Source organism: Desulfuromonas sp. CSMB_57 (assembly GCF_020194955.2).
Taxonomy (GTDB): domain Bacteria; phylum Desulfobacterota; class Desulfuromonadia; order Desulfuromonadales; family Syntrophotaleaceae; genus JAFCIY02.
The window spans coordinates 42,321-68,939 of sequence record NZ_JAFCIY020000006.1 but is presented as its reverse complement, the minus strand read 5'-3'; the positions used below and the strand labels follow the sequence as shown (position 1 = coordinate 68,939).

Annotated in this window: 25 protein-coding genes and 1 pseudogene; all 26 read left to right on the top strand. The window is 57.5% G+C overall.

Features of this window, described 5'->3' with window-relative positions:
• Nucleotides 1-71: 71 nt before the first annotated feature.
• The 26 genes and pseudogenes from JQN68_RS14565 to JQN68_RS02175 all read left to right on the top strand — a co-directional run bounded on the left by JQN68_RS14565 (nt 72) and on the right by JQN68_RS02175 (nt 26,563).
• Complete coding sequence (locus tag JQN68_RS14565) at nt 72-2,282, top strand: GumC family protein (RefSeq protein ID WP_283775344.1); 2,211 nt, start codon at nt 72-74, stop codon at nt 2,280-2,282.
• Nucleotides 2,279-2,983 (top strand): tyrosine-protein phosphatase, encoded by a 705-nt coding sequence (locus JQN68_RS02295; RefSeq protein ID WP_225071412.1) that lies wholly within the window; start codon nt 2,279-2,281, stop codon nt 2,981-2,983. The genes JQN68_RS14565 and JQN68_RS02295 overlap by 4 nt, the downstream gene beginning before the upstream one ends.
• Nucleotides 2,976-5,240: a tetratricopeptide repeat protein gene (locus tag JQN68_RS02290; protein WP_225071413.1), complete on the top strand. Its 2,265-nt coding sequence runs from the start codon at nt 2,976-2,978 to the stop codon at nt 5,238-5,240. Before JQN68_RS02295 ends, JQN68_RS02290 begins: the two co-directional genes overlap by 8 nt.
• A gap of 345 nt (nt 5,241-5,585) precedes the next feature.
• Complete coding sequence (locus JQN68_RS02285; RefSeq protein ID WP_225071414.1) at nt 5,586-5,810, top strand: 4Fe-4S binding protein; 225 nt, start codon at nt 5,586-5,588, stop codon at nt 5,808-5,810.
• Nucleotides 5,811-5,891: 81 nt separating this feature from the next.
• Nucleotides 5,892-6,959 carry a 3-methyl-2-oxobutanoate dehydrogenase subunit VorB gene (locus tag JQN68_RS02280; protein WP_225071415.1) on the top strand — a complete coding sequence of 356 codons (1,068 nt, stop codon included), beginning with the start codon at nt 5,892-5,894 and terminating at the stop codon, nt 6,957-6,959.
• 14 nt (nt 6,960-6,973) lie between these two features.
• Complete coding sequence (locus JQN68_RS02275; protein ID WP_225071470.1) at nt 6,974-7,720, top strand: thiamine pyrophosphate-dependent enzyme; 747 nt, start codon at nt 6,974-6,976, stop codon at nt 7,718-7,720.
• A gap of 44 nt (nt 7,721-7,764) precedes the next feature.
• A complete protein-coding gene (locus JQN68_RS02270; RefSeq protein WP_225071416.1) occupies nt 7,765-8,325 on the top strand; it encodes a 2-oxoacid:ferredoxin oxidoreductase subunit gamma family protein in 561 nt (186 codons plus the stop codon).
• 4 nt (nt 8,326-8,329) lie between these two features.
• Nucleotides 8,330-8,749 (top strand): DNA polymerase III subunit chi, encoded by a 420-nt coding sequence (locus JQN68_RS02265; protein WP_225071417.1) that lies wholly within the window; start codon nt 8,330-8,332, stop codon nt 8,747-8,749.
• Nucleotides 8,727-9,482 (top strand): RsmE family RNA methyltransferase, encoded by a 756-nt coding sequence (locus JQN68_RS02260; RefSeq protein WP_225071418.1) that lies wholly within the window; start codon nt 8,727-8,729, stop codon nt 9,480-9,482. The genes JQN68_RS02265 and JQN68_RS02260 overlap by 23 nt, the downstream gene beginning before the upstream one ends.
• Nucleotides 9,483-9,516: 34 nt before the next feature.
• Nucleotides 9,517-10,275 (top strand): RNA methyltransferase, encoded by a 759-nt coding sequence (locus tag JQN68_RS02255; RefSeq protein WP_225071419.1) that lies wholly within the window; start codon nt 9,517-9,519, stop codon nt 10,273-10,275.
• Nucleotides 10,256-10,366: pseudogene (locus tag JQN68_RS14835) on the top strand (TRAM domain-containing protein); the annotation flags it as partial. The gene JQN68_RS02255 and the pseudogene JQN68_RS14835, both read left to right, overlap by 20 nt.
• Nucleotides 10,367-10,678: 312 nt before the next feature.
• Complete coding sequence (locus tag JQN68_RS02245; protein ID WP_249620986.1) at nt 10,679-11,554, top strand: class I SAM-dependent RNA methyltransferase; 876 nt, start codon at nt 10,679-10,681, stop codon at nt 11,552-11,554.
• A gap of 158 nt (nt 11,555-11,712) precedes the next feature.
• A complete protein-coding gene (gene rimP, locus JQN68_RS02240; RefSeq protein WP_225071421.1) occupies nt 11,713-12,201 on the top strand; it encodes a ribosome maturation factor RimP in 489 nt (162 codons plus the stop codon).
• Between the two features lie 91 nt (nt 12,202-12,292).
• Complete coding sequence (gene nusA, locus JQN68_RS02235; protein WP_249620985.1) at nt 12,293-13,504, top strand: transcription termination factor NusA; 1,212 nt, start codon at nt 12,293-12,295, stop codon at nt 13,502-13,504.
• Nucleotides 13,476-14,105, top strand: coding sequence for a DUF448 domain-containing protein (locus tag JQN68_RS02230; RefSeq protein WP_225071423.1), 630 nt, complete (start codon nt 13,476-13,478; stop codon nt 14,103-14,105). The genes nusA and JQN68_RS02230 overlap by 29 nt, the downstream gene beginning before the upstream one ends.
• Nucleotides 14,105-16,876 (top strand): translation initiation factor IF-2, encoded by a 2,772-nt coding sequence (gene infB, locus JQN68_RS02225; RefSeq protein ID WP_225071424.1) that lies wholly within the window; start codon nt 14,105-14,107, stop codon nt 16,874-16,876. Before JQN68_RS02230 ends, infB begins: the two co-directional genes overlap by 1 nt.
• A 12-nt stretch (nt 16,877-16,888) precedes the next feature.
• Complete coding sequence (locus tag JQN68_RS02220) at nt 16,889-17,176, top strand: DUF503 domain-containing protein (RefSeq protein ID WP_225071425.1); 288 nt, start codon at nt 16,889-16,891, stop codon at nt 17,174-17,176.
• A 10-nt stretch (nt 17,177-17,186) separates the two neighbouring features.
• On the top strand, nt 17,187-17,564 hold the full coding sequence (locus tag JQN68_RS02215) for a ribosome-binding factor A (RefSeq protein WP_225071426.1): 378 nt from the start codon (nt 17,187-17,189) through the stop codon (nt 17,562-17,564).
• Nucleotides 17,536-18,495 (top strand): DHH family phosphoesterase, encoded by a 960-nt coding sequence (locus JQN68_RS02210; RefSeq protein WP_225071427.1) that lies wholly within the window; start codon nt 17,536-17,538, stop codon nt 18,493-18,495. Before JQN68_RS02215 ends, JQN68_RS02210 begins: the two co-directional genes overlap by 29 nt.
• On the top strand, nt 18,492-19,412 hold the full coding sequence (truB, locus tag JQN68_RS02205) for a tRNA pseudouridine(55) synthase TruB (protein ID WP_225071428.1): 921 nt from the start codon (nt 18,492-18,494) through the stop codon (nt 19,410-19,412). The genes JQN68_RS02210 and truB overlap by 4 nt, the downstream gene beginning before the upstream one ends.
• Before the next feature lie 229 nt (nt 19,413-19,641).
• Nucleotides 19,642-19,908 (top strand): 30S ribosomal protein S15, encoded by a 267-nt coding sequence (gene rpsO / locus JQN68_RS02200; RefSeq protein WP_225071429.1) that lies wholly within the window; start codon nt 19,642-19,644, stop codon nt 19,906-19,908.
• A gap of 261 nt (nt 19,909-20,169) precedes the next feature.
• A complete protein-coding gene (gene pnp / locus JQN68_RS02195; protein WP_225071430.1) occupies nt 20,170-22,269 on the top strand; it encodes a polyribonucleotide nucleotidyltransferase in 2,100 nt (699 codons plus the stop codon).
• 29 nt (nt 22,270-22,298) lie between these two features.
• A complete protein-coding gene (locus JQN68_RS02190; RefSeq protein WP_225071431.1) occupies nt 22,299-23,561 on the top strand; it encodes a M16 family metallopeptidase in 1,263 nt (420 codons plus the stop codon).
• A 25-nt stretch (nt 23,562-23,586) separates the two neighbouring features.
• Nucleotides 23,587-24,033, top strand: coding sequence for a dUTP diphosphatase (gene dut / locus JQN68_RS02185; RefSeq protein ID WP_225071432.1), 447 nt, complete (start codon nt 23,587-23,589; stop codon nt 24,031-24,033).
• Nucleotides 24,034-24,086: 53 nt separating this feature from the next.
• Complete coding sequence (locus JQN68_RS02180) at nt 24,087-24,701, top strand: L-threonylcarbamoyladenylate synthase (protein ID WP_225071433.1); 615 nt, start codon at nt 24,087-24,089, stop codon at nt 24,699-24,701.
• A gap of 173 nt (nt 24,702-24,874) precedes the next feature.
• A complete protein-coding gene (locus tag JQN68_RS02175; RefSeq protein WP_225071434.1) occupies nt 24,875-26,563 on the top strand; it encodes a Na/Pi cotransporter family protein in 1,689 nt (562 codons plus the stop codon).
• Nucleotides 26,564-26,619 lie beyond the last annotated feature (56 nt).

The window sequence follows — 26,619 nt, the reverse complement described above, 5'->3', positions numbered from 1 at the left end:
GCCCCATGGCGCCCAGTCCGATGTCATCCGCTTGCCAGCCTTGGATTCACTACTTGAGAGAAGGATGATTTATGGCCTTGAACCGATCGGAAATTCATCTGCGTGACATAGGCAATACCCTGCGGAAATACCAAAGAGTTGCCGCAATCTTTTTTCTGTCGGTGTTTGGACTGGTTCTTGTAGGCACCTTTGCTGCTACGCCTTATTATGAAGGGGCGGCGAGGGTTATGATTGAAAAAGTCGAGGGCGAAAGCCTCGGTGGTTCATCTTCCGGTCGCGGCATCGATCCCGAATTCTACCAGACCCAATACCAACTCATACGCAGTAGGGCGGTTGTCGGGCGGGTGATCAATCTCCTCGATCTGGAAAGAAATTACGACGCATACCACGAAGCCGCATTGAAGCGCCAATCCTGGCTTCAGGCCTCTTGGCGTCTGCTCAAGAACGGGGTGGGTAGTTTACGGCAGAAGACCATTGGATTGGCCGAAAGTGGCGGCGACCCACCCCCTGCCGACGACAACAAACGGCGCGAATTCATCATCGAGGAAATCCGCAGTCACATGACTGTGCGACCGGTAGAAGGCACACGTTTGGTGGACATCGTCTATCTTTCTCCCAACCCGCAACTGGCTTCTCTGGTCGCCAATACGACCGCCCGGGCCTACATCGAAGAGACCCTCGAACTGAAAATGGAAGCCACTCGGCGCAATCTCGAATGGATGTCGAAAAAAGCCGAATCCGAAGCCGAAAAGCTGAAAAAATCCGAACAGGCGCTGCAAGCCTACATGCGAGCCAACAACATTGTTACTTTGGAAGACCGATTGACTGTCACGCCGGAGACGCTTTCGGAGATCAATCTGCAACTGCTGCGGGCAGAAACACGACGCAAGGAATTGGAAATTCTTTCTGCAAAAGTCGGACGCGCCGGCAGCAACTACCAGAACGTCGAGGCTGTCGCAGCGGTCTCCGCCGACCCGGCTCTGCAAGCTATCCGGGCCCAGATTGTTGAAACCGAAAAAAACATCATGGAGTTGTCCAACAAATACGGTTCTCGCCATCCGTTGATGGTTAAAGCGCAAGGCGATCTTTCGGTCCTGGAAAGAAAAAAACGCCAGGAAATCGACCGCATAACACGTTCCATTCGCAATGAATACGAACTGGCACTGTCCAACGAGCGCACCCTACGCGGAAAGCTCTCTTCAACGAAGTCCGAAGCCTTTAACCTCAACGAAAAATTCATTCAGTACGGTGCGTTGAAGCGGGTGGTGGATACCAATCGCCAGTTATACGATGCCCTGATGCTGCGCCTCAAGGAACAGAGTATCACTGAGGAGAAACAGCCCGTCAGCCTCTGGCTGGTGGAGCAGGCGGTACCCCCAAAGGTGCCTGCCAAGCCCTGGAAAAAAGCCAATTTGCTTATCGGGATGGTGGTGGGCCTTTTTGGGGCTGTCGGCCTGGCCTTTTTGCTTGATTATCTGGACAACACCATCAAGGAACCGGAACAGGCTGAAGCCGCCCTTGGTCTGCCTATTCTGGGCGTGGTGTCACGCCGCCACAAACATCAGCACGGGCCTGAAGAAGCGGTGCTGCGCGATCCATTGTCACCGTTTGCCGAAAGCTATCGCGGCCTGCGAACCGCCATCTTTCTCTCTTTTGCCGATCGACCACCGAAACGTATTCTGTTTACCAGTTCCGGCGCGGGAGAGGGCAAGTCGACCACCGCCGTCAATTTGGCCATGGTTCTGGCCCAGTCGGAAAAACGGGTCTTGTTGGTTGATGGCGACTTGCGCAAACCGAGGCTTCACCAGATTTTCAAGGTGAACAACAGTAAAGGCCTCAGTACTTACCTGGCTGGGGCCACGGATGGACACATCCTGTGTCACACCAATATTCCCAACCTGTCGGTTATTCCTGCCGGGCCCATTCCGCCCAATCCTTCCGAGTTGCTGATATCAAGTCGGCTTGGAATGTTGCTCGACTCCGTGGGACAGGAGTTCGATGTGATCATCTGTGATTCGCCGCCGGTGCTGCCCGTCTCCGACGCCCGATTGCTGAGCAGTTTGTTTGACGGAGTGATATTGGTCGCCTTGGCCGGGAAAACTTCGTATGACATTGCCCAACGTTCCATTAAAATGCTTAGGGATATCAATGCCCGGCTTTTGGGAGTCGTTATAAACTCTTTGGAGATTGAGAAAACCTCCTATTATCACCACAGCTACTATCACTATTACGAAGGTGACAAAAAAAATAAGAAGGCGACCGGTCAACCCGAGGCAACATGATTGATCTGCATTGTCATATTCTTCCCGGCGTTGATGACGGCTCGCCGGATCTGCAGACCTCGCTGCGCATGGCACAAATGGCCGTCGACGATGGAGTCAGTCATATTGTTGCCACTCCTCATGTCAAGCACGAGGGGGTTGACGACATGGACCTGGCTCGACAGGTCGCCCAATTGAATGGTCAATTGCTGCTGCACGGCATACCGCTGACCGTCTTGACCGGCGGCGATGTCGTGGCCGCCTTGCCACCCCAGTTGGCTGGTCGGTTTACCATCAACAACACCCCTTATATTCTTCTCGAGTTTCCCCATAGTCATCTGCCTGCAGAGGCGGAAAAGACTCTTTTTGAATGGCAGGCGGCCGGTTTGCGCCCCATCATCACTCATCCAGAGAGAAATCCCACCATTCTTCGGAATCCGGATCGGCTTCGGCATCTGGTCGAGGTCGGAGCCCTGGTTCAGGTTACCGCCGGCAGCCTGACCGGCGAGTTTGGCCAGGCTTGTCGCGCTTGCGCCATTTATCTGCTGGAAGCGGGGCTGGTGCACTTTTTAGCCAGCGACGGCCACTCCAGCGAATTCCGTAAACCCCTTTTATCTCATGGGCAGCAACTGGCTGCCGGCATTATTGGTGAAGGGCCGGCCCGGGCCTTGGTGACGACAAATCCGGAAGCGGTGATTTTCGGGAAGGATTTTCATGTCTAAATTTTGCAATGTGGTTTTGGGCGCTTTTCTCCTGCTGGCCCTGTGGCTGCCTCACCCAGGTCAACCGCTGGCCATGAGCGTTCTTTTATGCCTGATTTTGATCGGCCTGATGGCTCGGTTGCTTGAAAAAGAAAAACCTTTGGCTCTGCCGCCAGGGTTCTGGGCGCTAATGGGCTGGATGATCCTGACCCTCGCACAACTGGTTCCCTTGCCTCCCGTTGTCTTGAAGTTTCTGGCCCCAGGCACTTGGGAGCTTTACCGGGACAGCATCTGGATTTTGAATCCCGGCACCTGGATGCCCTTGGCGCTGGTTCCCGAGGTAACGCTCAACGGCTTTTTCGGACTGGTTATCTTGACGGCGCTGTTTGTCTTGATGGCCGACTTGGGTCGAGACCGGGAGGAATTGACTTCGAACATCAAACTTATCGGCTGGGGTGGCGGTATTTTTGCCCTTTTTTTGCTGGTCGGGTTCGGCAAGGATCCTGTCTTGACAGCCAATCCTTCCCATTTCTGGCCGTTGGTTCCTGCACCCTTGTTTCGAGTTTGGGCGGTTTTGCCATTGACACTGGCGGTGTTCATCCGCTTTCGGCCGGGGGTGGCCTACGGGAATTTTTTCCAAAGAACCCTTTCCTTGTTCAAACGGCCACAACTCAACCTTCACCTCAGTTGGTTTTTGGCCGCATTGTTCATGTTATTGGCCGGGGTTCGGTTGGCCACGCCCCTCGGCTTGCTGCTCATGTCCGGCGTATTCGGCTGTTTTGCAGCGTTTTTGCTGGCGCGCCGGGAAACGCGCTCCTGGTGGGCTTGGCCCCTTGGGTTTGCAGCCTTGTCGGTGCTGGCTGCCGGGCTGTGTTTCAGGGTGAGCCTGATGTCCCCCGAGGCTTCCCACCGTCTTTCGACGGCGCTGATCTTTGACCGTCTGGCCATGGTGCGCAGCCATATTCTGTTCGGTATCGGCTTGGGCAACGAGGAGTACCTGCTGCCCCGTTACTCCCATGCCGTGCTGGCCGTGGGGGGGCCTGCCCCGGCTTCGCAACATCCGATTTGGTCCTGGTTGTTGGCCGGCGGCGTTATCGGCATTCTTTTTTGTTGCGGCTTCGCCGTTGCTCTGCTGCGAGAATCTTTCGCCGGATGGCGAAGGCGGCACAATCGTTTATCCCTGTTGCTGGCGGCAGCGGTTGCGGCCGGCCTGATTGCCTTGCTTTTTGCAAGTTCCCCCTCTCTGGATGCGGGCTTGTGGTGGTTTTTGTTGGCCGGATTGCTGTTGAGTGCCGTTGATTTCGGTTCCATGGGCACATTGGACCGGCCGGCACGTATTTTTACCACCTCGGGGAAAGTGGTGAGCTGCATCTTGGTCGGCTCGTTGCTGGTTACGGGGATTTTGTTTCTGGGCGGGCAAGGTTTTACGATGCTTGGACGCAACGGCAGTCCGGGATTGTCAAGACGAACAGACCCTGTGGCCCCGCCGCTTCTTTCGCCGCGACTGTCCAGAGCCAGGTATTGGACACCTTTGGACTATCGTCCACATCTGCTGTTGGGAGAAGCCCGGCTTGCGGATGGAGATTACGACGGGGCGTTGCCGGCGTTCGTTGCGGGGCTACGCTTGAATCCGGTCAATGGACCCATGCTGTATCGATTGGGAAGGTTGCTGGCGGGGCGCGGGCGCATGGAGGATGGGGCCGCGCTCATGGAAAGTGGCATGCGTTTTTCACCGCTCAATCTTGACATGCGGCGGGACAATGTCCTCTGGTTGCTGGACAACCAGAGGCCCGAACAGGCTTTGGCGGGGGTCAAGGGGCTTCTGCACCTGGCCCCTGAACAGACCCTGTTCTGGCTGGAATACTTGAGTCGGGAGGGGTTTGCCGACCGGGAACTGCGGACCGTCTTGCCTCCGCACAGTGCCGCCTATCTGCAGTATGGGGAATGGCGACTAAAAGAAGAGCAACCCCTGCGGGCCGAATGGGGTTTTCGGCAGGCAGTGGATGTTGCCCGGCAGACCCCTCATCCTGAAGCGGACGCGTTTTTGCGTCTGACCTATTTCCTGGTCGAGCAGGGGCGGATTGATGAGGCCTTGTCCGCGGCTCGAACCGGCTTGGAAAGAGTCCCCGGCAGCCTGGATCTGATCCTCCTGGCCGGCGGCCTTTACGAGCGATCCGGACTGACTTTCCGGGCCCGGGAACTTTACCATGACGCCTTGCTGCTGCATCCCGGGAACCAGGAGGTCCTGATGCGGTTGCGGCGCCTTGGCGAGGGATGATCTGCCGCTTCTTTGATTGTCTTTGCTGTGTGACGAAAAAAAATTCGTATAAAGGTTTATGAGGCCTGGCTCGATACCTCAGGCGGCCCAAGGGATTCGGCCAATATGGCTAAACCCTTGTTTATGCTTCCCAAACAGCCCGACAGATTTGCCTGAACCGTTACTTTTTGGTTTCCAGCGCAGTCCTTCACCCCTGCCAAGACAGTCCTTCGGGTTCCTTCGGTGCGACTCTACAGCCGAGTTTCAGGTTGAATATTACCTTTCGATTTGGTATTTTGCCAAAGATATGCGCCAGAAATATGCGACTTGAATCGACTCGAGAACAATCTGCAAGGATGTGTAATTGTGAAGAAAATTGTCATCGACGAAGAGTTTTGCAAGGGCTGTGGTCTGTGTGCGGAAGCCTGTCCGAAGAAACTGCTTTCCGTTGGGAAAAAGCTCAACAAACAGGGTTATCCATTGGTCGAAATCAGCGACGAGGATCAGGACAAGTGCGTCTCCTGTGCCCTGTGCGCCAGGGTCTGCCCGGATGTGGCCATCCGCGTTTATCGTCAGAAAAAGGCTCAGTAAACCCAACCCGGCAGAACAGTCTCGGCGTTCTGTCTTTGGTTTGCCGGGTTGCTGTTCATATTTGTCGGTCCGGAGGAAGCATTGAATAATCGGTTGTTTGTCAAGGGCAATGAAGCGGTTGCCATGGGGGCCATCGAGGCCGGTTGCCGTTATTATTTCGGCTATCCCATTACCCCCCAGAATGATATCCCGGAATACATGTCCAGGGAGATGCCCAAGGTCGGAGGATTTTTTCTTCAGGCGGAAAGCGAAGTTGCGGCCATCAACATGGTGCTGGGCGCCGGCGCCGCCGGAGGGCGGGTCATGACCTCGTCCTCGGGTCCGGGTATTTCCCTGAAAGCTGAAGGCATGTCCTTCATGGCCGGTTCCGAAGTCCCGGCGGTGATCGTCAACATGCAACGCCCCGGGCCTGGTCTCGGCGGTATCGATGCCTCCCAGGCCGACTATTTTCAGGCTGTAAAGGGGGCCGGACACGGCGGTTACCGCCTTATCGTGCTGGCACCCTGGTCGGTCCAGGAATTGTATGATCTGGGCATGCTGGCCTTCGATCTGGCCGATCGCTACCGGACGCCGGTCATGATCCTGGGGGATGCCATGCTCGGCCAGATGAAGGAAGCATTGATTCCCCACTCCTATCACCGTCCGGCTGATCTTCCGGAGAAAGACTGGGTGGTCTGCGGCAAGGGCCGGCGCAACCACGCCAATGTCGTTAAATCCCTGATGCTCAAGGATGGCGAACTGGAAGCGCACAACTGGCATCTGCATGCCAAATACGACCTGATCAAACAACGCGAGACCCGGTGTGCCACGGATAATCTGGACGGTGCGGAGTTGCTGGTCACCGCTTTCGGTTGTGCGGCGCGCATCGCGCGGACGGCCATCGACATGGCCCGCGGAGAAGGCATGAAGGTCGGAATGATTCGGCCCGTTACGGTCTTCCCGTTTCCCTCCGAGGTGTACCTCCAGGCGACTGCCCGGACTCCCAAGGTGCTTTGCATCGAATTGAACAACGGGCAGATGGTCGAGGATGTGCGGCTGTCCGTGGATCGACAGGCCGACGTGCGTTTTTACGGTCGGCCGGGGGGTACCGGTTCGCTGCCGACGCCGGAAGAGCTTCTTGAACAGATTCGCAAACATTACAAGGATTAATCATGGCTGTAAGCGTGCAACCGGTATTCGAGCGGCCGAAGGTTCTCAAGACGACGGCGACCCATTACTGCGCCGGATGCCATCATGGTATTGTGCACCGACTGGTGGCGGAAGCCATCGATCATTTCGGTGTGCAGGATCGCACCATCGGCATCGGTTCGGTAGGATGCAGCGTCCTGCTTTATGAATACTTTGACATCGATGTGGTCGAAGCGCCCCATGGGCGGGCGCCGGCAGTGGGTACGGGCGTCAAACGGGTCCATCCCGACAGCGTTGTGTTCACCTATCAGGGGGACGGCGATCTGGCCGCCATCGGTACGGCGGAGATTATTCACGCTGCCAACCGCGGGGAACTCATGACGGTGATTTTCCTCAACAATACCACCTATGGCATGACCGGAGGCCAGATGGCTCCGACCACCCTGCCGGGTCAGGTCACCACCACTTCGCCCTACGGGCGGGATGTGAAGGTTGAGGGCTATCCGATTCGCATGGCTGAATTGATCGCCATGCTGGGCGGCACCGGGTTTTCCGCCCGGGTGGCCGTCGATACCCCGCAACGGGTCCTTGAAGCGGGCAAAACCATCCGCAAGGCTTTTGGGATGCAGATTGAGAAACAGGGTTTTGCCTTCGTCGAAGTGCTTGGTGCCTGCCCGACCAACTGGGGCATGTCGGCCCTGGAAGCCAACGCCCGCGTCAGCGGTGAGATGATGGGCTATTTCCCCCTGGGGGTTTACAAAGACATCACCGTGTCGGCCTGACCCCATGGGGCCGTCGGCACGGGCAACGGAAACGGATTGGACCCATGAGCGATAATGTTTTTATGGCCGGCTATGGCGGCCAGGGAATCCTGGTAATCGGCAACTTGCTGGCATGCGGAGCCATTCTGGAAGGGCACAATGCTTCCTATTTTCCGGCCTACGGACCCGAAAAACGGGGTGGATCGGCCATGTGTACCGTGATTGTGGCCGACAGTGAAATCGGCTCACCGGTTATCGGGCGACCGCGGGTGGCGCTGTTGCTCAATCAGATTGCCATGGACAAGTATTTTTCGCAGATCAAGCCGGGCGGCATCTGTCTGTACAATTCATCACTGGTCGATCATCTGCCGTCGCAACGGGACGATCTTTGCCTGATCGCCATGCCCGCCAACGAGATGGCCTATGAAATCGGCAATCCGCGCCTGGTCAACATGCTGATGCTGGGCGCCTATGCCGAGAAAACCGGTGCGGTCCGCCTCGCCAGCCTGAAGGCCGGCCTGGAACTGATTCTGCCCGAACGCAACAAACGCTTTATTCCTGCGAATGTCGAAGCACTGGATCGCGGCGCGGCCTTTGTCCGGGATTCGGTGGCCGCCGCATGCTGATGGCATGACCCGGGTTGAATTCATCAAAATTCGGCGACCTGAAAAAGCTCTGCATCTGTGCCGGTTGGCAGAGGAATTTTTCGAGGCCGGCCATAAAATTGTGGTCACGGTCGGTGACGAAAACCAGGGAATCACTCTGGATCGGTTTATGTGGGTCTGGAAGAAATCGGCCTTTGTCCCGCACGCTTACGACAATGGGGCCGTGGACTGCCTGGATGAGCCGGTCCTCATTCTCCACGATGAGCGAAATCCCAACGGTGCCGATGTACTGATCATGGGGCGTCCCTGTTCGCCTCATTTTGTCGGGCAGTTCTCCCTGGTTATCGATTTTGCCGAAATCTATGATGATGAGCTTGCCACTCAGGCTCGCCAACGCTATATCCGGTTCCGGGAGGCAGGCTTTGCGGTGGCCATGCGTCAATAAAGCCGGTGCGGACAGCCTGGTTTGTTTGTCCCATTACCCGACTCTCGAAGAGGAACTGGCCCTGGCGCCGCAAGCCGCCGGGGCCTTGGCGTTTTGGCAGCTTCGCCCCGGTGCCATCCTGACGGTATCGGCACCGGACGGGAGCTGTTTCCGGGCCCGCTTTCTGGGTGACAACCGGGTTAAACCCTTTCAGGCCCTTCCGGATTTTAAGGATGGCGAGATGCAGTTCACGGTGTTTCAGGCCTTGCCCGGCAAGGAACGGTTTGAGCTGATTCTGGAAAAGTTGACGGAGATCGGTGTTCATCGCATTGTGCCCATGGTCACGCAACGCTCCGCAACCCTGGCCGACCGGGATCGTCCCCAGAAAAAGTCCCATCGCTGGCCTCATATTCTCCTGGCGGCCGCCAAGCAATGTCGACGACCCACCATCCCTGAATTGGCACCTGTCACTGGTTGGGAGGAGGCCTTGCAGGAAGCGGCCGGGGCCGACCAGGCCTTCATGCTCTTCGAGGGGGCAACGGATCTGACCCTGGGCCAGGCTTTGACTACGAAACGCCCCGCTTCCGTCGCCTTGCTGGTCGGCCCGGAAGGGGGGTTTGCCGGCGAGGAGGTTGACCAGGCCGGTCGGGCGGGCATTCGCCAGGTATCCCTGGGGGCAAGGATTTTGCGCACTGAAACGGCGGCTTTGGCGGGTGCTATTTTGGTTCAGCATCTTCTGGGGCGGCTGGGCTGATTTTCGCGGCTTTAGCATTGAAAGAATACTGCCCATGAACCTTGAGAACATGGCCGTGGTCCTGGTGGAACCCCAGGGTCCGCTGAATATCGGCTCGGTCTGTCGTGTCATGATGAATTTCGGCCTGAGCGATCTGCGACTCGTCAACCCCGCGACGGATCACCTGGTCGATGATGCCCGGCGCATGGCGGTCAAGGCCACGCCACTGCTGGAAGGGGCCCGATTGTATGCGAGCCTGGGCGAGGCGCTGGCCGACTGTCATCTGGCGGCCGGCACCACCCGTCGATTCGGTAAATATCGGGAGGATTTTCTGCACCCGGATGATGCCGCCGCGACTCTTCTCGAAGCCACGTTTCACGGTCGCGTCGCCTGGGTTTTCGGCCGCGAAGACAAAGGGTTGACCACAGCCGAACTGGAAATGTGCCAGCGGTTCATCACCATTCCCACCATGGACGAATGCCCTTCCATGAATCTGGCACAGGCGGTTGCGGTCTGCCTCTATGAAACCGCCCGGGCCTTTGGGGCCGCTCGCGGCAAAACCGCGGGCCAGCGCAAGGTCGCAAGCATCGCCAGCCAGGAAGCCATGTTCGGCCACATGCGTAGTACTTTGTTGGATATCGGTTATCTGGATCCGCAGAATCCGGATCATATTTTGCGCAGTTATCGGCGTATTTTCAGCCGCGCCGGCCTCACTGATCGCGAAGTACGCATCCTCCGCGGACTGTGGAGTCGCATCGACTGGGTGGAGGGTGAGCGGCGAAAAGGGCAGGGGAATGACGGAACCGATCATTGAGGAATTAACCATCGAGGCCCTGGCTTTTGGTGGACAGGGCCTCGGACGCCATCAAGGCAAAGTGATTTTCGTCCCCTTTACCGCGCCCGGTGACCGTATTGCCTGTCGCCTCCTGCGCAGCAAAAAGCACTACGCCGAAGGTCGGCTGCTGAATATCCATAGTCCCGGACCACACCGCCGGGAGGCTCCGTGTCCGGTTTTCGGCAATTGTGGCGGCTGTCAGTGGCAGCACCTCGAGTACTCGGCACAATGTCATTGGAAAGAACAGATTTTCGCTGACCTGCTGACTCGTCAGCTGCCCGTTTGTCGCAGTCGTATTCGCCCTTTGTCCGCTGCTGCGGAGCCTTGGGGATATCGCAGCCGGGCGCAAATCAAGTGCCATCTGACGGCACAGGAGCTGGCAATGGGCTTTTACCGCCCTGGCAGCCATTTCGTGGTGGCCATGGAGCAATGTCCGGTCTTGCATCCCGCCCTGAATGCCGCCAAGTCCGTCATCGCCGGATGGCTCGCGGGAAGGCCCTGGGCGCGCCAGATTCCACAGGTGGATATGGCCGTCGATGACCTTGGCCGGGTGCGGGCGGTGTTGCATTATCTGGGCGCCGACCGGGACCGCTTGAACCACTTTCTGGCGCCTTTGGCACGAGGGGCCGGAATCGCTCTTTTTCTTCAGTCCGGGCGCAAATCGAGTCTTGCCAGGATTTGGGGGGAAGAGGAATTGTCCATTGCCGTGGGGGAACCGCCGATGCTGCTTGGCTACGGTCCGGGAGGCTTCGCCCAGATCAACCTGGAGCAGAATCGCGCCATGGTAGAAGAGGTCGTGACGGCCTTGGCCGAAGATCCGCCAGGCCGGGTGCTGGATCTTTTTTGCGGCATGGGGAATTTCACTCTGCCCCTGGCCAGAATCGCCGGGAGGGTCATCGGTGTGGAGGATTACGCCCCGGCCATCGACTGGGCACGCCGGAACGCCGGCAGGGTCGGCATGACGCATATTGAATTCCACGCCCGACCGGCTGCCGGGGCGGCAACGGAACTGGCCGCCGGAGGAAACTTCGATCTGGTTTTGCTGGATCCGCCTCGAACGGGGGCCCGCGAAGTCATCAAGGAACTGCTCCGCCTTGCGCCGCGGCGAATTCTGTACATATCCTGTGACCCGGCCACCCTGGCCCGGGATCTGACCCCCCTGATTCACGGCGGCTATGAGCTGCTCTGGTCGCGGCCCTACGATTTGTTTCCCCAGACTCACCATATCGAAAGCATCACCCTGCTCCAGTTACGGTAACAGATGCCGGTTTAATTGTTTTTCTTGCTTTTTTAACCCTTGCGTGTTAAGAAGGTAGCGATACACTTGTTCACGAAAGAGAAGTGAGCTTCCAGCTCACTTTTTTTATTTCTTCGGGCTAAGTTCAGTTCAAGAAACACCGGCAGGGGAATTGCTGCATGACCCAGGGAACCGTCAAGGACAGAATCCACGCTCTCATCATCCCCATTCTCGAAGAACGGGGCATGGAACTGGTTGAACTCGAATTCAAGCGGGAAGGGCACGATTGGTTGCTGCGTCTGTTCATTGATCAGCCTACCGGCATCAGCCTGGATGACTGCGTGGATGTCAGTCGCGCCCTGGGTGTGGTTCTGGAGGTCGAAGATCCCATCGATGCCCCGTACCGGCTGGAAGTGTCCTCTCCGGGGTTGGATCGACCCCTGACCAAGCCGCAGGATTATGATCGTTTCGCCGGTCGCAAGGTCAAGATCAAGACGACCGTGCTCCTGGATCCGGATGAAAGCGGGCGGGGACGTAAAACCTTCGTCGGTCTCCTGCAGGGATTGCGCGACAACAAAGTCGCCTTGCAGTTAACCGACAAAAAAGGGATTCAGGTGGAAATCCCTCTGGATGATATTGAAAAAGCCAATCTAGAAATCGATTTCTAGATTGTTTTGAAAAATTCGCTAGAAATTTCCGCTTTTTTCTGGCCAGCGGGACAAGCGGAAGCGGCAAATTTTACTGAGGAGACGTTGACAGATGCTGGGAAATCTCAATCACATTATTGATCAGGTGGTCAAGGAGAAGGGCATCGACCGGGCAGTTCTGGTCGAGGCGCTGGAATCCGCGGTACTGTCCGCTGCCAATAAAAAATATCGCAATACCCGCGAACTGGAAGCTCATTACAATGACGATTTGGGCGAGGTGGAACTGTTCGAATTTGTCACTGTGGTCGAGGAGGTCGTCGATTCCTACAAGGAGATCGATCTCGAGGAGGCGCAGGAGATCGATCCCGATGTCGAAGTGGGAGATTCCCTCGGCATGAAAATGGAAGCCGGCAATTTCAGTCGCATTGCCGCCCAGACCGCCAAGCAGGTCATCATCCAGAAGGTGCGCGAAGCCGAGCGGGAAAAAATCTTCAATGAGTTCAAGGGCCGCGTGGGCGAGTTGGTCAATGGCATCGTGCGTCGCTATGAGCGTGGCGATTTGGTCATCGATCTCGGCCTTACGGAAGGCCTGCTGCCCCACCGCGAACAAGTGCCGCGGGAAAACTATCGTCAGGGCGATCGGGCACGGGTGCTGATTTCCGAGGTCAAGATGTCGACCAAGGGGCCCCAGGTTATTCTTTCCCGTACGCATCCGAATCTGGTGGCGGCCCTGTTTCAGTTTGAAGTTCCGGAAATCGCCGAAGGGATCGTCGAAATCAAGGCCGTGGCGCGAGAGGCCGGCAGCCGGACCAAGATTGCCGTGGCTTCCTACGATTCCGATGTTGACCCGGTTGGGGCCTGCGTCGGCATGCGCGGTTCGCGGGTGCAGAATGTCGTGTCGGAATTGCGTGGTGAAAAGATCGACATTGTCCCCTGGACGCCGGATGTCGGCCGCTTCGTCTGTGCGGCATTGGCGCCGGCCACGGTAACGCGTATCTATGTCGACAATGACGAGCAGGCGCTCGAGGTCATTGTTCCGGATGATCAGCTGTCCCTGGCTATCGGGAAAAAAGGCCAGAACGTTCGTCTCGCAGCACGCCTGACCGGTTGGAACATCGATATCAAAAGCGAATCCAGAGCGGCGGAACTCGAAAATGAAAGCTTGGAAGCGGAGAAAACCGCTTCGGCTGCCGAAGAAGCCGATGCACAGGGAGTCGGCATGACCGCCGCGGAAGGCGACGCAGAGCCCTCCGTCGACCTGCTCGAAGAGGTTGCAGGCCACGTTGAGTCCGTCGATGAATCGGAGACGGAACCTGAAGAATAACGCTGAATTGCCGTCTCGTCGTAGCCCGCAACGTACTTGTGCAGGGTGCAGGAAGGTCCTTGACCAAGACCTTTTGGTACGGTATGTTCTGAGCCCTGAGCAACAGGTTCTGGTGGACTATCGGCATAAATTGCCGGGGCGTGGAATTTATACCTGCATCCATCTGGCCTGCCTGCAGGCAGCCATCAAGCAGGGCCGATTTATTCGCGGTCTGCGTGCCGACGCCCTGCGGCCGGAAGCGGAGGCTTTGTGGAAAATGCTCGCTCGTCAGATTGAGGAGCGGGTGCTGAGCCTGATTGGCATGGCCCGTAAGTCCGGTCAATCCAGTTCCGGGTTACGCCAAATCAAGGCCGAAGCGGCCCGGGAGCGGTTGCCGGCACTGATGGTGCTGGCATTGGACCTGTCGCCCGGAACACGTGAAAAATTGCAGCAGTTCGCGGCTCGAAACGAGATACCCTGCTATATCGCCTTCAATAAGGCGGTCCTCGGTCAGGTTTTGGGCAAGGCCGAGCGTGGAGCGGTGGCAATCGGGGCCGGACCGCTGGCAACAGCGATAATTGAAGAGTTGGAACGGTTCAAAAGTATTTCGGGGGAGTCCTGATGGTAAAAAAGATGAGGGTATACGAACTTGCGCAAAAGATGGGCCTGGACAACAAGGCGCTGCTGGACAAGCTGCACCTGGCCGGAATCGATGCCAAGAGTCACATGAGCGTTTTGAACGAGGACGAAATGGCGAAGATCGAAGCTGAATCCGTCGACCCGGTGGAAAAGGTCGAAGAACAACGCATTACTCCGGGCGTCATCCGTCGTCGTCGCAAGGAAGTACCCCAGGCTGCCGATCAGGCCGTTGCCCCCGTGGCCGAAGAAGAGCAACCGGTGGCGGAACCGGAACCCGCTCTTGCGACCAAGCCTGCAGCGCCTGAAGTTCCGAAAGAGGAACAGCCGGCACCGGTGATTGCGGTCTCCGATGAGGCCCGGCCGCCTGTCGAGCCCGTTGTCGAACCGGTCGCCCTCGAGTCCGCCGAGGAAAAAACCGAACCTCAGGTCGAGCCGGAACTGCCGGAAATGCCTGTTGCAACGCCGGCGGAGCCGGTTAAAGCTGAAAAACCCGTCCTGGAAAAGCCGGCGGCACCCGCTGTCGGCTCCGTTGAGCCGGAGGCCAAAGTTGCCGGCGGCCGGGAGACCCCCCCCGTGGCTCAGAAGGCCACCGCCAACCGGGCGAAAATCCTCGGGCGCGTCGAGCTTTCAACGCTTGCCCCGCCGCCGGCCAAGGAGGAACGTCGAGCGCCCGCCGGTCGTGGCACTGAACGTCCGGCCCGCGAGCGGCAGCCGCGTCCGGCGCGCCCGGCTCCCGCGGCGCCTGGAGCCATGCCTCCCGCCATGCCGGAAATACCATTGGAAGGCAAGGAAGGACGGGGCGTCAAAAAGGCCAAGAAGGGCAAGGCGGCCACTTTCGACAAAGACCGCTCGGTACGAGACGAAGGCAAGGCCCGTCGTACGCGCCGCGAAGTTTACGAGCCGGAGCATGAGGACTGGCGCGGTGGCCGTCGTGGCAAGAAGGCGCCGAAGGTCAACAAGAAGACCGAAGTCACTGTTTCCAAAGCCATCAAGCGCGTGATTCGCATCAGCGACGTCATCACCGTTGCCGAGTTGGCCAAACGTATGGGTATCAAGGGCAAGGATCTGATCAAGGAACTCATGCGCCAGGGCACCATGGTGACCATTAACCACCCTCTCGACTTTGAAACCGCCGCAATTCTGGCTTCGGAATTCAATTACGAGGTGGAAAACATCGCCTTTGATGAAGAGCTGATCCTGGAAGACACCTCCGATGTCACCGTCGATGAGGTCGAGGAACATCTCCAGACCCGTCCGCCGGTGGTGACAATCATGGGTCACGTCGACCATGGCAAGACCAGCCTGCTGGATGCCATTCGTACAACCAATGTCACGGCCGGTGAGGCGGGCGGCATCACTCAGCATATCGGGGCCTATGATGTGGAAATCGGCGGCCGGAAAATCACCTTCCTCGACACGCCGGGCCACGAGGCCTTCACTGCCATGCGCGCTCGCGGCGCCCAGGTTACGGATATCGTTATCCTGGTGGTGGCCGCCGACGACGGCGTCATGCCTCAGACCAAGGAAGCCATCAGTCATGCCCAGGCTGCCAGTGTGCCGATCATCGTGGCCATCAACAAGATCGACAAGCCGGACGCCAAACCGGAGCGGGTCATGCAGGAGTTGACCGAGTTCGGCATGGTTCCGGAATCCTGGGGTGGTGAAACGATTTTTGTTGAAGTGTCGGCCAAGGAAAAAATCAATCTCAACGAATTGCTGGAAATGGTTCTGCTGCAGGCCGAAGTCCTGGATCTGAAGGCCAGCCCGGCCAAGCGGGCGAAGGGAGTCATCGTCGAGGCTCGCCTGGACCGTGGTCGCGGGCCGGTTGCTACGGTGCTGGTGCAGGAAGGTACCCTGCGGATCGGCGATCCCATCGTTTCCGGTACCTTCTTTGGCCGGGTACGGACCATGACCAACGACAAGGGGCAGCGCCTCGAGGACGCCGGGCCGTCCTGTCCGGTGGAGGTGACGGGGTTGTCCGGCACCCCGACCGCCGGGGAAAGCTTCTACGCCGTCGAAACCGAAAAGGCAGCCAAGGAAGTGGCCAGCCACCGCGAACGCAAATTGCGCGAGCAGGAACTGGCGACCACCAGCAAGTTTTCTTTGGAACAGCTTTATGCGCGCTTGCAGGGCGGCGAGGTCAAGGAACTCAAGGTCATCATCAAGGCCGACGTGCAGGGCTCCGTCGAGGCGGTGCGCGATTCGCTGCTTAAACTGTCCACCGATGCCTGCCGATTGGTGGTCATCCATGCCGGCGTCGGCGGCATTACGGAAGGTGATGTTTCCCTGGCCGCCGCCTCCGACGGCATTATTCTGGGCTTCAATGTAAGGCCGGAAACCAAGGCGGCCCTGCAGGCGGAAACCGACGGCGTCGATATCCGGTTGTACACGGTCATTTATGACGCCGTTGCGGACATTCGGAACGCCATGGAAGGGCTTCTGGCGCCCACCCTGCGGGAGCGGCACCTCGGTAACGTGGAGGTTCGCGAGACCTTCAATGTCTCCCGGGTCGGGACCATTGCCGGTTGTTACGTTACTCAGGGCAAAGTCCTGCGAAATGCCCAGGTACGCCTGATTCGGGACAATATCGTCATCTGGACGGGCAAGTTGGCTTCCCTCAAGCGCTTCAAGGATGACGCCCGTGAAGTGGCGTCGGGTTACGAGTGCGGCATCAGCCTGGAAAACTACAATGACATCAAGGTTGGCGATGTGATTGAAGTATTTGAAGTGGTTGAGGAAAAAACGGCTCTGTAGCAGCGGGCAGCGATGGTTGTCGGGGTTTTAAGAATCGAGGTGTTCATACCTCAAAGCCGGAATCTCAAAGAGAAGCGCTCGGTGACACGCAGCCTTCTCGGTCGCTGTCGCAACCGCTGGCCGGTCTCGGCGGCTGAAACCGGACTCCACGATCTGTGGCAGCGCGCCGAGTTCGGCATCGCCATTGTGACCGGGGACGAAGGGCAGGCCCATACCGTGTTACAGAACGTCGTCGCGGATATGGAGGGCAGCGGCCTGGCCCAAGTCTGCCGGCAAGATATGGAACTTCTTCATTATTGAAAGTATACATTTGCAAAGCTCTCGTTCACAAAAAGTAGGAGAATCGATTCACAAGGAGATCTCAGAGCTCTTGATCAAAGGGCTCAAGGATCCCCGGGTCGGTTTCGTCACCGTAACCGGGGTCGAAGTGACCCCGGATCTTCATCTGGCACGGGTTTACTTCACCGTTTTCGGGGATGACAAACAGCGCAAGGATTCGCAAAAAGGCTTGCAGAGTGCCGTGCCTTTTTTGCGCCGTGAACTCGCCAAGCGTCTGCGGATGCGTTATGTGCCCGATTTGCTGTTCCAGTTTGACGCCTCCCTGGAATACGGTAACCGCATCGAATCCCTGATCCGGGACATTCACGAAAGCGACAGCCATGACGAGCGCGATCCTGACGACAATTAGGGAAGGGCAGCGCTTTCTGGTCGCGTCCCATCAGAGTCCCGACGGTGATGCCATCGCGTCCATTTTGGCGCTGAGCCTGTTTTTGCGCGAGCAGGGCAAGGAGGTGGTCAGCTTCAACCTGGACGGTGTCCCCGAAGAATTGGCCTTTCTGCCCGGCGCCGACGGAGTGGTGCGGGAATTGCCTGAAGGCGCCTGTTTCGATGCCGGTTTTGTCCTCGATTCCGGCGAACTTCGCCGAGCCGGGGGGTTCCTGAAGGATTGCTGCCGGCAATTGATCAACATCGATCATCATCCCCATTCCGAGCCCTTCGGAGCCATCAATTGGGTGGTTGAGGAAGCCTGTGCCACCGGAGCCCTGATTTACCGCCTTATTCGTGACGGGGGCTTCAGCGTTTCGCCGGCCGTCGCCATGTGCGTCTATACGGCTATTTTGTCCGATACGGGTTCCTTTCGCTACTCCAACGCCAATCCCGAGGCCTTTGAAATCGCCTCGACCCTGGTGGGGATGGGTATTTCACCCTGGATGGTTGCGGGCCAGCTTTATGAAAACCGCCCCGCCCGCCAATTACGCTTGTTGAGCCGGGTTTTGAATACCCTGACGGTTTCGTCTTGCGGCCGTTTCGGTTCCGTCAGCGTTACCCTCGACATGTTTTCCGCAACGGGAACCGGACCGGAGGATACGGACGGATTCGTCAATTATCCCCGTTCCATTCGGGGGGTGGAAGTCGCCTTGTTTTTCCGGCAGACCGAGGCCCAACAGTTCAAGGTGGGTTTCCGCTCCAAGGGAAAGGTCAATGTAGGGGAGTTGGCGCGGGAATTCGGCGGGGGAGGGCATCATAATGCCGCCGGCGCGGTGGTCGACGGGGCCTTCGAAGAAGTCCGCACAACGGTTCTGACGCGCCTGAACGACCTGCTGCCTCTGAATTCATGAACGGCTTGCTGCTCGTCGACAAGCATCAGGGAGCCACCTCCCATGATGTGGTGCGCCAAGTGCGCCGGTTATTCGGAACTCGTCGCGTGGGACATGCCGGGACTCTGGATCCGTTGGCCACCGGCCTGCTTCTGGTGGCGGTGGGAGAGGCAACCCGCCTGGTCGAGTTTCTCATGGAAGGGGACAAGGTCTACCGGGCAACCCTGAAGTTCGGCGAGGTCACCGACAGTCAGGATTCCGAAGGCGCCGTGTTGTCAAGGCACGGCTTCGAAGGGGTGACCCGCGCTGCCATTGAAAGCGCCTGCGCCAATCTGGTGGGACCCATCCTACAGATTCCTCCCATGCACTCCGCCCTGAAAAGGAACGGCGTCCCCCTATACAAATTGGCCCGTCAAGGGGTCGAAGTGGATCGCGAGCCCCGACCGATCCAGATTCATGAGTTGCGACCAGAGGTTTATGAACCGCCATTTTTGTCCTTGACGGTTCGCTGCTCCAAGGGGACCTACGTGCGGACCCTGTGCCACGATTTGGGTCGGCACCTGGGTTGCGGAGCCCACATGACCGCCCTTCGGCGTCTGGGCAGTGGTTCCTTCAGGGTCGAAGAAGCCTTGACCCTGGAGGCCATTCAGCAACTGTCTTCCGATGAACGTTGTCGGCACTTATTGCCGCTGCGGGATGCGTTGCGGGATTATCCGAACCTGGCGGTCCGCCAACAGGCCTGGCGGCGCCTGGCTCATGGCATTCCGCCCGCCCTGTCCGATTTGGTCTTGGCGCCCCAATGCGAGACGGGGGCCATCGTGCTGCTGACCGCTGCGGAACAGCTTTTGGCGATTGCCCGCTGGGCACCCGAACGGGTACGTGAGCAACGGGGCGATTTTGAACTTCTGAAAGTCTTTCCGGATCTGCTGCCAGGCTGAAATGCGCTTTACTCAGTCGGGGATCTATGGTAATAAAAGGTGCGCTTTCAAAGGGAAATCCGCTACTTTCGTGCAAAGACAAAGATGGCGCCATCTTTGTCGGGACAGGTGGTGTTTTCCGATTTGGCAAAGTTCGCTCTTGTTTTCGGTAGCCCATCGCGGGCTCCTCAGGTTTCCCATTTACAGCCTGATACAGAGCATTAAATCATCAGGAAAGGAGGTGGCATAAGTGCTGGCCACGGAAAAAAAACAGGAAATCATCAAGCAGTTTGAACGTCATGAAGGGGATACCGGTTCGCCGGAAGTCCAGATTGCGCTGTTGTCTGAGCGCATCACCTATCTGACCGAACATTTCCGGACCCATAAGAAGGATCACCATTCCCGGCGCGGTCTGCTGAAGATTGTCGGTCAGAGAAGGCGGCTTCTCGATTATCTGAAAAACAAAGACGTTGAACGGTACCGTGCAATCATAAAAAGCTTGGGTATCCGCAGGTAGTATCGGGCAGCACGCTTCTTGTTCCCGGGAAGCTGCTGCCTTTGTTTTATCGAGGTGCTAATGGAGGTTGTCCGGAGAGAGCAGCCGGCCCCGAATGGGCATGGCCGGCTATTGTCTCAGGCCATCCTCCTTTAGCTGTTTGCAACAGACGACTTGGTGCGCCAGGTCATGGGAACATCTTGTTGCAGCAAAAAAGTGCCAACTAAGGCACGTTCCCACCGGCAGGGCCGGTGGGGTCGAACATGAACAAAGGAGATTGTCTTGGCTTACCACAAAGTAGAAATCGAATTCAACGGTCAGGCGCTGACCATCGAGACAGGCAAAATGGCCCGCCAGGCCGATGGTGCTGTGGTCATTACCTATGGCGACACCAAGTTGCTGTGCACGGCGGTGGCCGCCAAGCAGATGCGCGAAGGGCAGGACTTTTTTCCTCTGGTGGTCAACTACCAGGAGAAATTCTATGCCGGCGGCAAAATTCCCGGCTCCTTCTTTCGCCGGGAGCGGGGCGCCACGGAACGGGAGACTCTGATTTGCCGTCTCATCGACCGCCCCCTGCGGCCCCTGTTTCCGAAAACCTTCCTCTATGATACCCAACTCATGCCGACGGTGATTTCCGTCGACGGCATCAATGATCCGGACACGTTAGCCGTGGTCGGCTGCTCCGCCGCCCTGGAAGTCTCCGATATTCCCTTTTGTGGACCGATTGCGGCGGTACGCGTCGGTCGTATCGATGGCGAACTGATCGCCAACCCCACCCACGCCCAGCGGGCCGAAAGCGATCTCGATATGATCGTGGCCGGTTCCCGGGATGCCATCATCATGGTCGAGGGCGAGGCGGATTTTGTCAGTGAAGCAGACATGCTGGAGGCCCTGTTCTTTGGGCACCAGGCCATGCAACCCTTGATCGAACTGCAGGAGAAACTGCGTGCCCTGGTCGCTCCGGTGAAACGCGACTGCCCGGAGAAACAAGTCGACGAGGCACTGGCGCAGCGCGTAACGACCTTGGCTGAAGCCGGTCTGCAGGATGCGGTGCGGATTCGTTCCAAACAGGATCGGTACGCTGCCGTTGCTCAGGTCAAGGCCGAAGTCAAGGAAGCGCTGACGGAAGAGTTCGAAGGCCGTCAGGGTGAAGTCGGCGAGATACTCAGCGGTCTGCAGAAACGCCTGGTGCGGCAGATGGTCATCAAGGACCAGGTTCGTATCGACGGCCGTGACCGCAAAACCGTCCGCCCCATCACTTCCGAGGTCGGTCTGTTGCCCCGTGCTCACGGCAGCGCCCTGTTTACGCGTGGCGAGACCCAGGCCCTGGTGGCGGTGGCCCTGGGTACCTCCAAGGATGAGCAACGGATGGACAATGTGCAATCCATGGAATTTAAAAAGTTCATGTTGCACTATAACTTTCCACCGTTTTGTGTCGGTGAAACCAGCATGCGACTGTTCCCCGGCCGTCGCGAAATCGGTCACGGCATGCTGGCTGAACGTTCGGTGACCAAGGTGCTGCCCAACCATGATGATTTTCCCTACACCATCCGCATCGTATCCGACATTCTGGAATCCAACGGCTCTTCGTCCATGGCCAGTGTCTGCGGCTCCACCCTGGCGCTGATGGATGCCGGCGTTCCCATCTCCAAGGCCGTGGCCGGTATTGCCATGGGTCTGATCAAGGAAGGGGACGATGTGGTGGTGTTGTCCGACATTCTCGGCGATGAGGACCACCTCGGTGATATGGACTTCAAGGTGACCGGGACCCGGGATGGCATCACCGCCCTGCAGATGGACATCAAGATCAGCGGCGTCAGCAAGGATATCATGCGAACCGCTCTGGATCAGGCCCGGGAAGGCCGGTTGCATATTCTGGACAAGATGGCGGAAGCCCTTGAACAGCCGCGTCCCGAACTGTCTCCCTTCGCGCCGCGCATCACCACCATCCATGTCAAGCCGGATCAGGTACGCACGGTCATCGGCCCCGGCGGCAAGAACGTCCGCGGCGTTATCGAGGCAACCGGATGCGCCATCGACATCGAGGATGACGGTCGGATCAACATCGCTTCCAACGACGAAGCGGCCTGCAAACAGGCCATCCGCATGATTCGGGCCCTGACCCAGGAAGCCGAAATCGGCAAACTTTACAAGGGTACGGTCAAAAAAGTCATGGAATTCGGAGCCTTCGTGGAAATTTTCCCTGGCACCGACGGCCTGGTGCATATTTCCGAATTGGCCAAGGAGCGGGTTAAAAACGTCACTGATGTCCTCAAGGAAGGCGACGAGGTCATCGTCAAATGCCTGGACATCGATCGGCAAGGCAAAATCAAACTGTCCCGCAAGGAAGCCCTGGACCAGGTATTTTCCGAAGACGAATAATTTTCAATGACATTTCTTGCTCGTGAGACATGATTGAAAAAACCGTTCTCGATAACGGTGTCCGCATTCTGACCGAGTCCATCCCCGGGACCTATTCCGCGACCGTCGGTTTTTGGGTCGAGAATGGGTCCCGGCATGAAACTCCGACTGAAAACGGTATCTCCCACTTTATCGAGCACATGCTCTTCAAGGGCACGTTGAGACATGGCGCCCTGACCATTGCCAAGAAGATCGACGCAATGGGCGGGGCGCTTAATGCGTTTACCAGCCAGGAATACAGTTGTTATTTGGCCAAAGTTGAAAGTCGGAAGTTGCCTCAGGCCATCGATTTGCTGTCCGACGTGCTGCTCAACGCGCTTTTCGATCTGGATGACATTGAAAAAGAAAGGCGTGTCATACTGCAGGAGATACACGGTCTTGCCGATAACTCCGATGAACTGGTGCATGATCAATTCAATCGTGCCTATTGGCAGGGGCATGGCTTGGGGCAACCCGTTATCGGGACGGCTCAAACCGTATCCGCTCTGACCCGCGAACAGTTACTCAGTTTCGTCGCGGATCGCCTGCACGCCACGAACCTGCTCATCTGCGTTGCCGGGCAGGTACACCACGCTCAGGTGGTTGACCGGTTGTGCGGTTTTTTTTCCGCTCTTCCGGCAGGAAAAAAGCCTGAACGAACGGTTCCCAAGCCCTCCTACCGGCAGGTTGTCAGTCTTTTCAAGGAACTCGAACAGGTCCATCTGTGCCTGGGAACCCCGGCTCCATCGCAATCAAGTCCGGAACGATTTACGGCTCATGTTCTCAATGCGGTATTGGGCGGAAGCATGAGTTCGCGCCTTTTTCAGATACTGCGCGAACAGCACGGTCTGGCTTATGCCATTTACAGTTATCTCAATTCACACAGCGATTGCGGCGCTCAGGTCATTTATGCCGGTATTTCGCCCTCCGACCTGAATGTGGCCATGACGTTGATTCTTCATGAGTTGCGGCAACTGCGTACTTTTGGTATCAGCCGCGAGGAGTTGAACTTCGCCATCGATAAACTCAGCGGCCAATTTTTGCTGTCCTTGGAAAATACCGAACATCGCATGACGCGACTGGCCCGCAACCACATGTTTCTGGGATATGTCCAGTCGCCCCGGGAAGTCCTCGACTCCTTTCGTCGGGTACGCCTTGAGGATGTGCAGGCTCTGGCCCGCGATATGTTTCAGGATGAATATCTGCACGTGGTCATGGTCGGCAAGGTGCCCAAGGAAGGATATCCGCTGGTGGATCTGACTGTAGAAGATTGATAAACTGTCACAGGATTGCCAACCCATGCAGAACCTCAAGGTTCAAGTCAAATGTTTGCATCCGGCGGCCAAACGGCCCGCCTACATGAGTTCCGCCGCCGCCGGAATGGATCTCTGTGCTTGCCTGGAAAGTGCCATCGAACTCCTTCCCGGGCAGCGTCGGTTGGTTCCGACGGGTTTGGCCATGGCGATTCCCGCCGGCTACGAAGGCCAGGTCCGGCCCCGCTCCGGTCTGGCCCTGCGCCAGGGGGTGACCCTGGTCAACACGCCCGGTACCATCGATAGCGACTATCGGGGAGAGATTGCGCTCATTGTCATCAATCACGGGCAGGATACCGTGACCATCCAACCGGGAGAACGCCTGGCCCAACTGGTCATAGCTCCGGTCATGCAGGCGGAGTTGGAGTATGTCGAACAATTGGATGCCACCGTCCGGAATACCGGCGGCTTCGGTCATACCGGCCGGCAGTGAACCCCGTGGGAAAGGTCAACCATGGGGCATGAACCAGGAAAGGACAATTCACCATGATCCTCGCCATCAATCCTGAAAATCCCCAGAAACGTCTTGTCAACCGGGTGGTGGAATGCCTGAAACAGGGCGGCGTGATCGCTTATCCGACGGATACCATCTACGGCCTGGGGTGCGATATCTTCAACCGCAAAGGCGTGAAACGCATCTATCAGATTAAACAGCGCAATGCCAAGAAACCCTTTTCCTTCATCTGTTCCGATCTCTCGGACATTTCCACCTATGCCCAAGTCAGCAATATGGCCTTCAAAATCATGAAGCGCTACCTGCCGGGGCCCTATACCTTCGTGCTGGAAGCGACCCGGACAGTTCCCGATCTTTTGACCACGCAACAAAAAACCGTCGGCATCCGTATTCCGCAAAACCCCATTGCCCTGGCCATCGTGCACGAACTGGGGCATCCATTGGTGACCACCAGCGCCAATATCACCGGCGAGGAACCCTGCTACGATCCCCAGGAAATCGAAGAACATCTCGGCCGCATGATCGATATTGTCGTCGACGGCGGCATTGTCAGGGGCGAGGCATCGACGGTGATCAGCCTGGTCAACGATGAAGTCCAAGTTCTGCGCCAGGGCGCCGGCGACACCTCCTGGATCCACCAACTTTAGCCTCTCGGGCAGCCTTTTTTGACTGCAGAAAAATGAAGCCGCCGCCGGACCCAGGCAGGCCTTGAAAAATACGGCCCAGTCCGGTATAGTGCGCACCGTTTTGAGGCGGCGGATTTTTCAGGGCGCCGCTCGCGTACTTTTTCGTCACAGGTTTCCGTCAAAGGAGCACCCGGATGCCCGATTTCATCAGCCAGGCCATGGTCTTCGGCCTGATCGGCGGTCTCGGCCTGTTTCTGTTCGGCATGAAAATCATGTCGGAAGGTCTGCAGAAAGTGGCCGGGGACCGCATGCGCCAGATTCTCGGTGCTCTGACCAACAACCGCCTGGTCGGCACCCTCGTGGGTGTGGCCGTGACCGCCATTATCCAGTCCTCCAGCGCCACCACGGTCATGGTGGTCGGCTTTGTCAATGCCGGCCTCATGTCCCTGGTGCAGTCCATCGGCGTTGTCCTCGGCGCCAATATCGGCACCACCGTCACCGCCCAACTGCTCGCCTTTAAAATCACTCAGTATGCACTGCCGGCCATCGGCGTCGGCACGGCCCTCAAGCTTTTCTCACGCAGCAAAAAGTGGGTCTATATCGGGGAGGTCATTCTCGGGTTCGGTATCCTGTTTTTCGGCCTGGCGACCATGCGCGAGGCCTTCGATCCCCTGCGGGGCAGCGATCATCTAGACCAGTTCTTTTTGATGATCGGTCACAACCGAGCCTTGGCGGTATTGATTGGTGCCCTGGTCACCATCGTGGTGCAAAGCAGCAGCGCCACCATCGGCATCACCCTGGCTCTGGCCAGCACCGGTTTGCTGAGTTTCGATGTCAGCGTCGCCTTGATTCTTGGGGAAAACATCGGTACCACCATCACCGCCAACATGGCGGCCATCGGCACCAATCTGGCGGCCCGTAGAACCGCTCTGGCCCATTTTCTGTTCAATTTCATCGGCGTGGCTTACATGCTGCTCCTGTTTCCCGTGTTTCTCAATTTTGTCGACAGTATGACGCCGGGTAATCCGGACCTGGTGGTGACCACTGCCGAACAGGCCGCCCAATTAGGCGCGGCCATTGGCGACAAACCCTATATCGCCCGCCATATCGCCAACACCCACACCCTGTTCAACATCATCAATACCCTGATTTTCCTGCCCATGGTGGGTGGTCTGGCGAAACTCTCCACCCTGTTGATTCGAGGCAAGGACTCGGAGATGGAATTCCACCTGAAGTTCATCGACAACCGGGTACTCAATACGCCGCCCATCGCCCTCGGCCAGGCCCGGGCAGAAACCCGTCGCATGGCCCAGATCACCCTCGACATGCTGGAGGAAACCCTGTTGTTTTATAACGACCGGGATGAAAAACGCCTGGCCGGACTGGAAAAGAAGGAAAATTGCGTCGATTTGTTGCAGAAGGAGATCACAGATTTCCTCGTTGCCCTGTCGCAACAGTCCATTACTCAGGAAATGTCCCGCGATGTGGCGTCCATGATGCATATGGTCAATGACCTGGAAAGGGTCGGCGACCACTGTGAAAACCTCTGGAAGCTGGGTCTGCGCGCGAAGGGGTTGAAATGCCCATTCAGCGCCGTCGCCGAACAGGAAATCATTGAACTGGCGCAAAAAACCCGGGAGTTTCTGGCCTTCGTGGTGGACGCTCTGGAGCGCCGCGATCTATCCATAGCGCAAAAGGCGGGCTTTTTGGTGGGCACCATTGACAAGATGGAAACCAACCTTCGCGACAACCATATCAGCCGCCTCAACACCGGTGAATGCTCCGTCCAGCAGGGGTTGATCTTTATCGACATGTTGCATAATTTCGCCAAAATCGCCAGCCATACCTTCAATGTCACCAAGGCTTTGATCGGGGCGCGCTGACCGGAATTCGCCCTCGACAGTGCCACTTCCATTTTCCATGGCAGCGGCTGTTTCCC

What these genes read in the sequence shown, in the direction of transcription:
- JQN68_RS02295 (WP_225071412.1), top strand. Translation starts at nt 2,279, where the DNA reads ATGATTGATCTGCATTGTCATATTCTTCCCGGCGTTGATGACGGCTCG.
- nusA (WP_249620985.1), top strand. Translation starts at nt 12,293, where the DNA reads ATGCTGGGAAATCTCAATCACATTATTGATCAGGTGGTCAAGGAGAAG.
- JQN68_RS02265 (WP_225071417.1), top strand. Translation starts at nt 8,330, where the DNA reads ATGACCCGGGTTGAATTCATCAAAATTCGGCGACCTGAAAAAGCTCTG.
- JQN68_RS14565 (WP_283775344.1), top strand. Translation starts at nt 72, where the DNA reads ATGGCCTTGAACCGATCGGAAATTCATCTGCGTGACATAGGCAATACC.
- JQN68_RS02245 (WP_249620986.1), top strand. Translation starts at nt 10,679, where the DNA reads ATGGGCTTTTACCGCCCTGGCAGCCATTTCGTGGTGGCCATGGAGCAA.
- rimP (WP_225071421.1), top strand. Translation starts at nt 11,713, where the DNA reads ATGACCCAGGGAACCGTCAAGGACAGAATCCACGCTCTCATCATCCCC.
- JQN68_RS02180 (WP_225071433.1), top strand. Translation starts at nt 24,087, where the DNA reads ATGATCCTCGCCATCAATCCTGAAAATCCCCAGAAACGTCTTGTCAAC.
- JQN68_RS02220 (WP_225071425.1), top strand. Translation starts at nt 16,889, where the DNA reads ATGGTTGTCGGGGTTTTAAGAATCGAGGTGTTCATACCTCAAAGCCGG.
- JQN68_RS02210 (WP_225071427.1), top strand. Translation starts at nt 17,536, where the DNA reads ATGACGAGCGCGATCCTGACGACAATTAGGGAAGGGCAGCGCTTTCTG.
- JQN68_RS02175 (WP_225071434.1), top strand. Translation starts at nt 24,875, where the DNA reads ATGCCCGATTTCATCAGCCAGGCCATGGTCTTCGGCCTGATCGGCGGT.
- JQN68_RS02230 (WP_225071423.1), top strand. Translation starts at nt 13,476, where the DNA reads ATGAATCGGAGACGGAACCTGAAGAATAACGCTGAATTGCCGTCTCGT.
- infB (WP_225071424.1), top strand. Translation starts at nt 14,105, where the DNA reads ATGGTAAAAAAGATGAGGGTATACGAACTTGCGCAAAAGATGGGCCTG.
- truB (WP_225071428.1), top strand. Translation starts at nt 18,492, where the DNA reads ATGAACGGCTTGCTGCTCGTCGACAAGCATCAGGGAGCCACCTCCCAT.
- JQN68_RS02270 (WP_225071416.1), top strand. Translation starts at nt 7,765, where the DNA reads ATGAGCGATAATGTTTTTATGGCCGGCTATGGCGGCCAGGGAATCCTG.
- JQN68_RS02290 (WP_225071413.1), top strand. Translation starts at nt 2,976, where the DNA reads ATGTCTAAATTTTGCAATGTGGTTTTGGGCGCTTTTCTCCTGCTGGCC.
- JQN68_RS02255 (WP_225071419.1), top strand. Translation starts at nt 9,517, where the DNA reads ATGAACCTTGAGAACATGGCCGTGGTCCTGGTGGAACCCCAGGGTCCG.
- dut (WP_225071432.1), top strand. Translation starts at nt 23,587, where the DNA reads ATGCAGAACCTCAAGGTTCAAGTCAAATGTTTGCATCCGGCGGCCAAA.
- JQN68_RS02190 (WP_225071431.1), top strand. Translation starts at nt 22,299, where the DNA reads ATGATTGAAAAAACCGTTCTCGATAACGGTGTCCGCATTCTGACCGAG.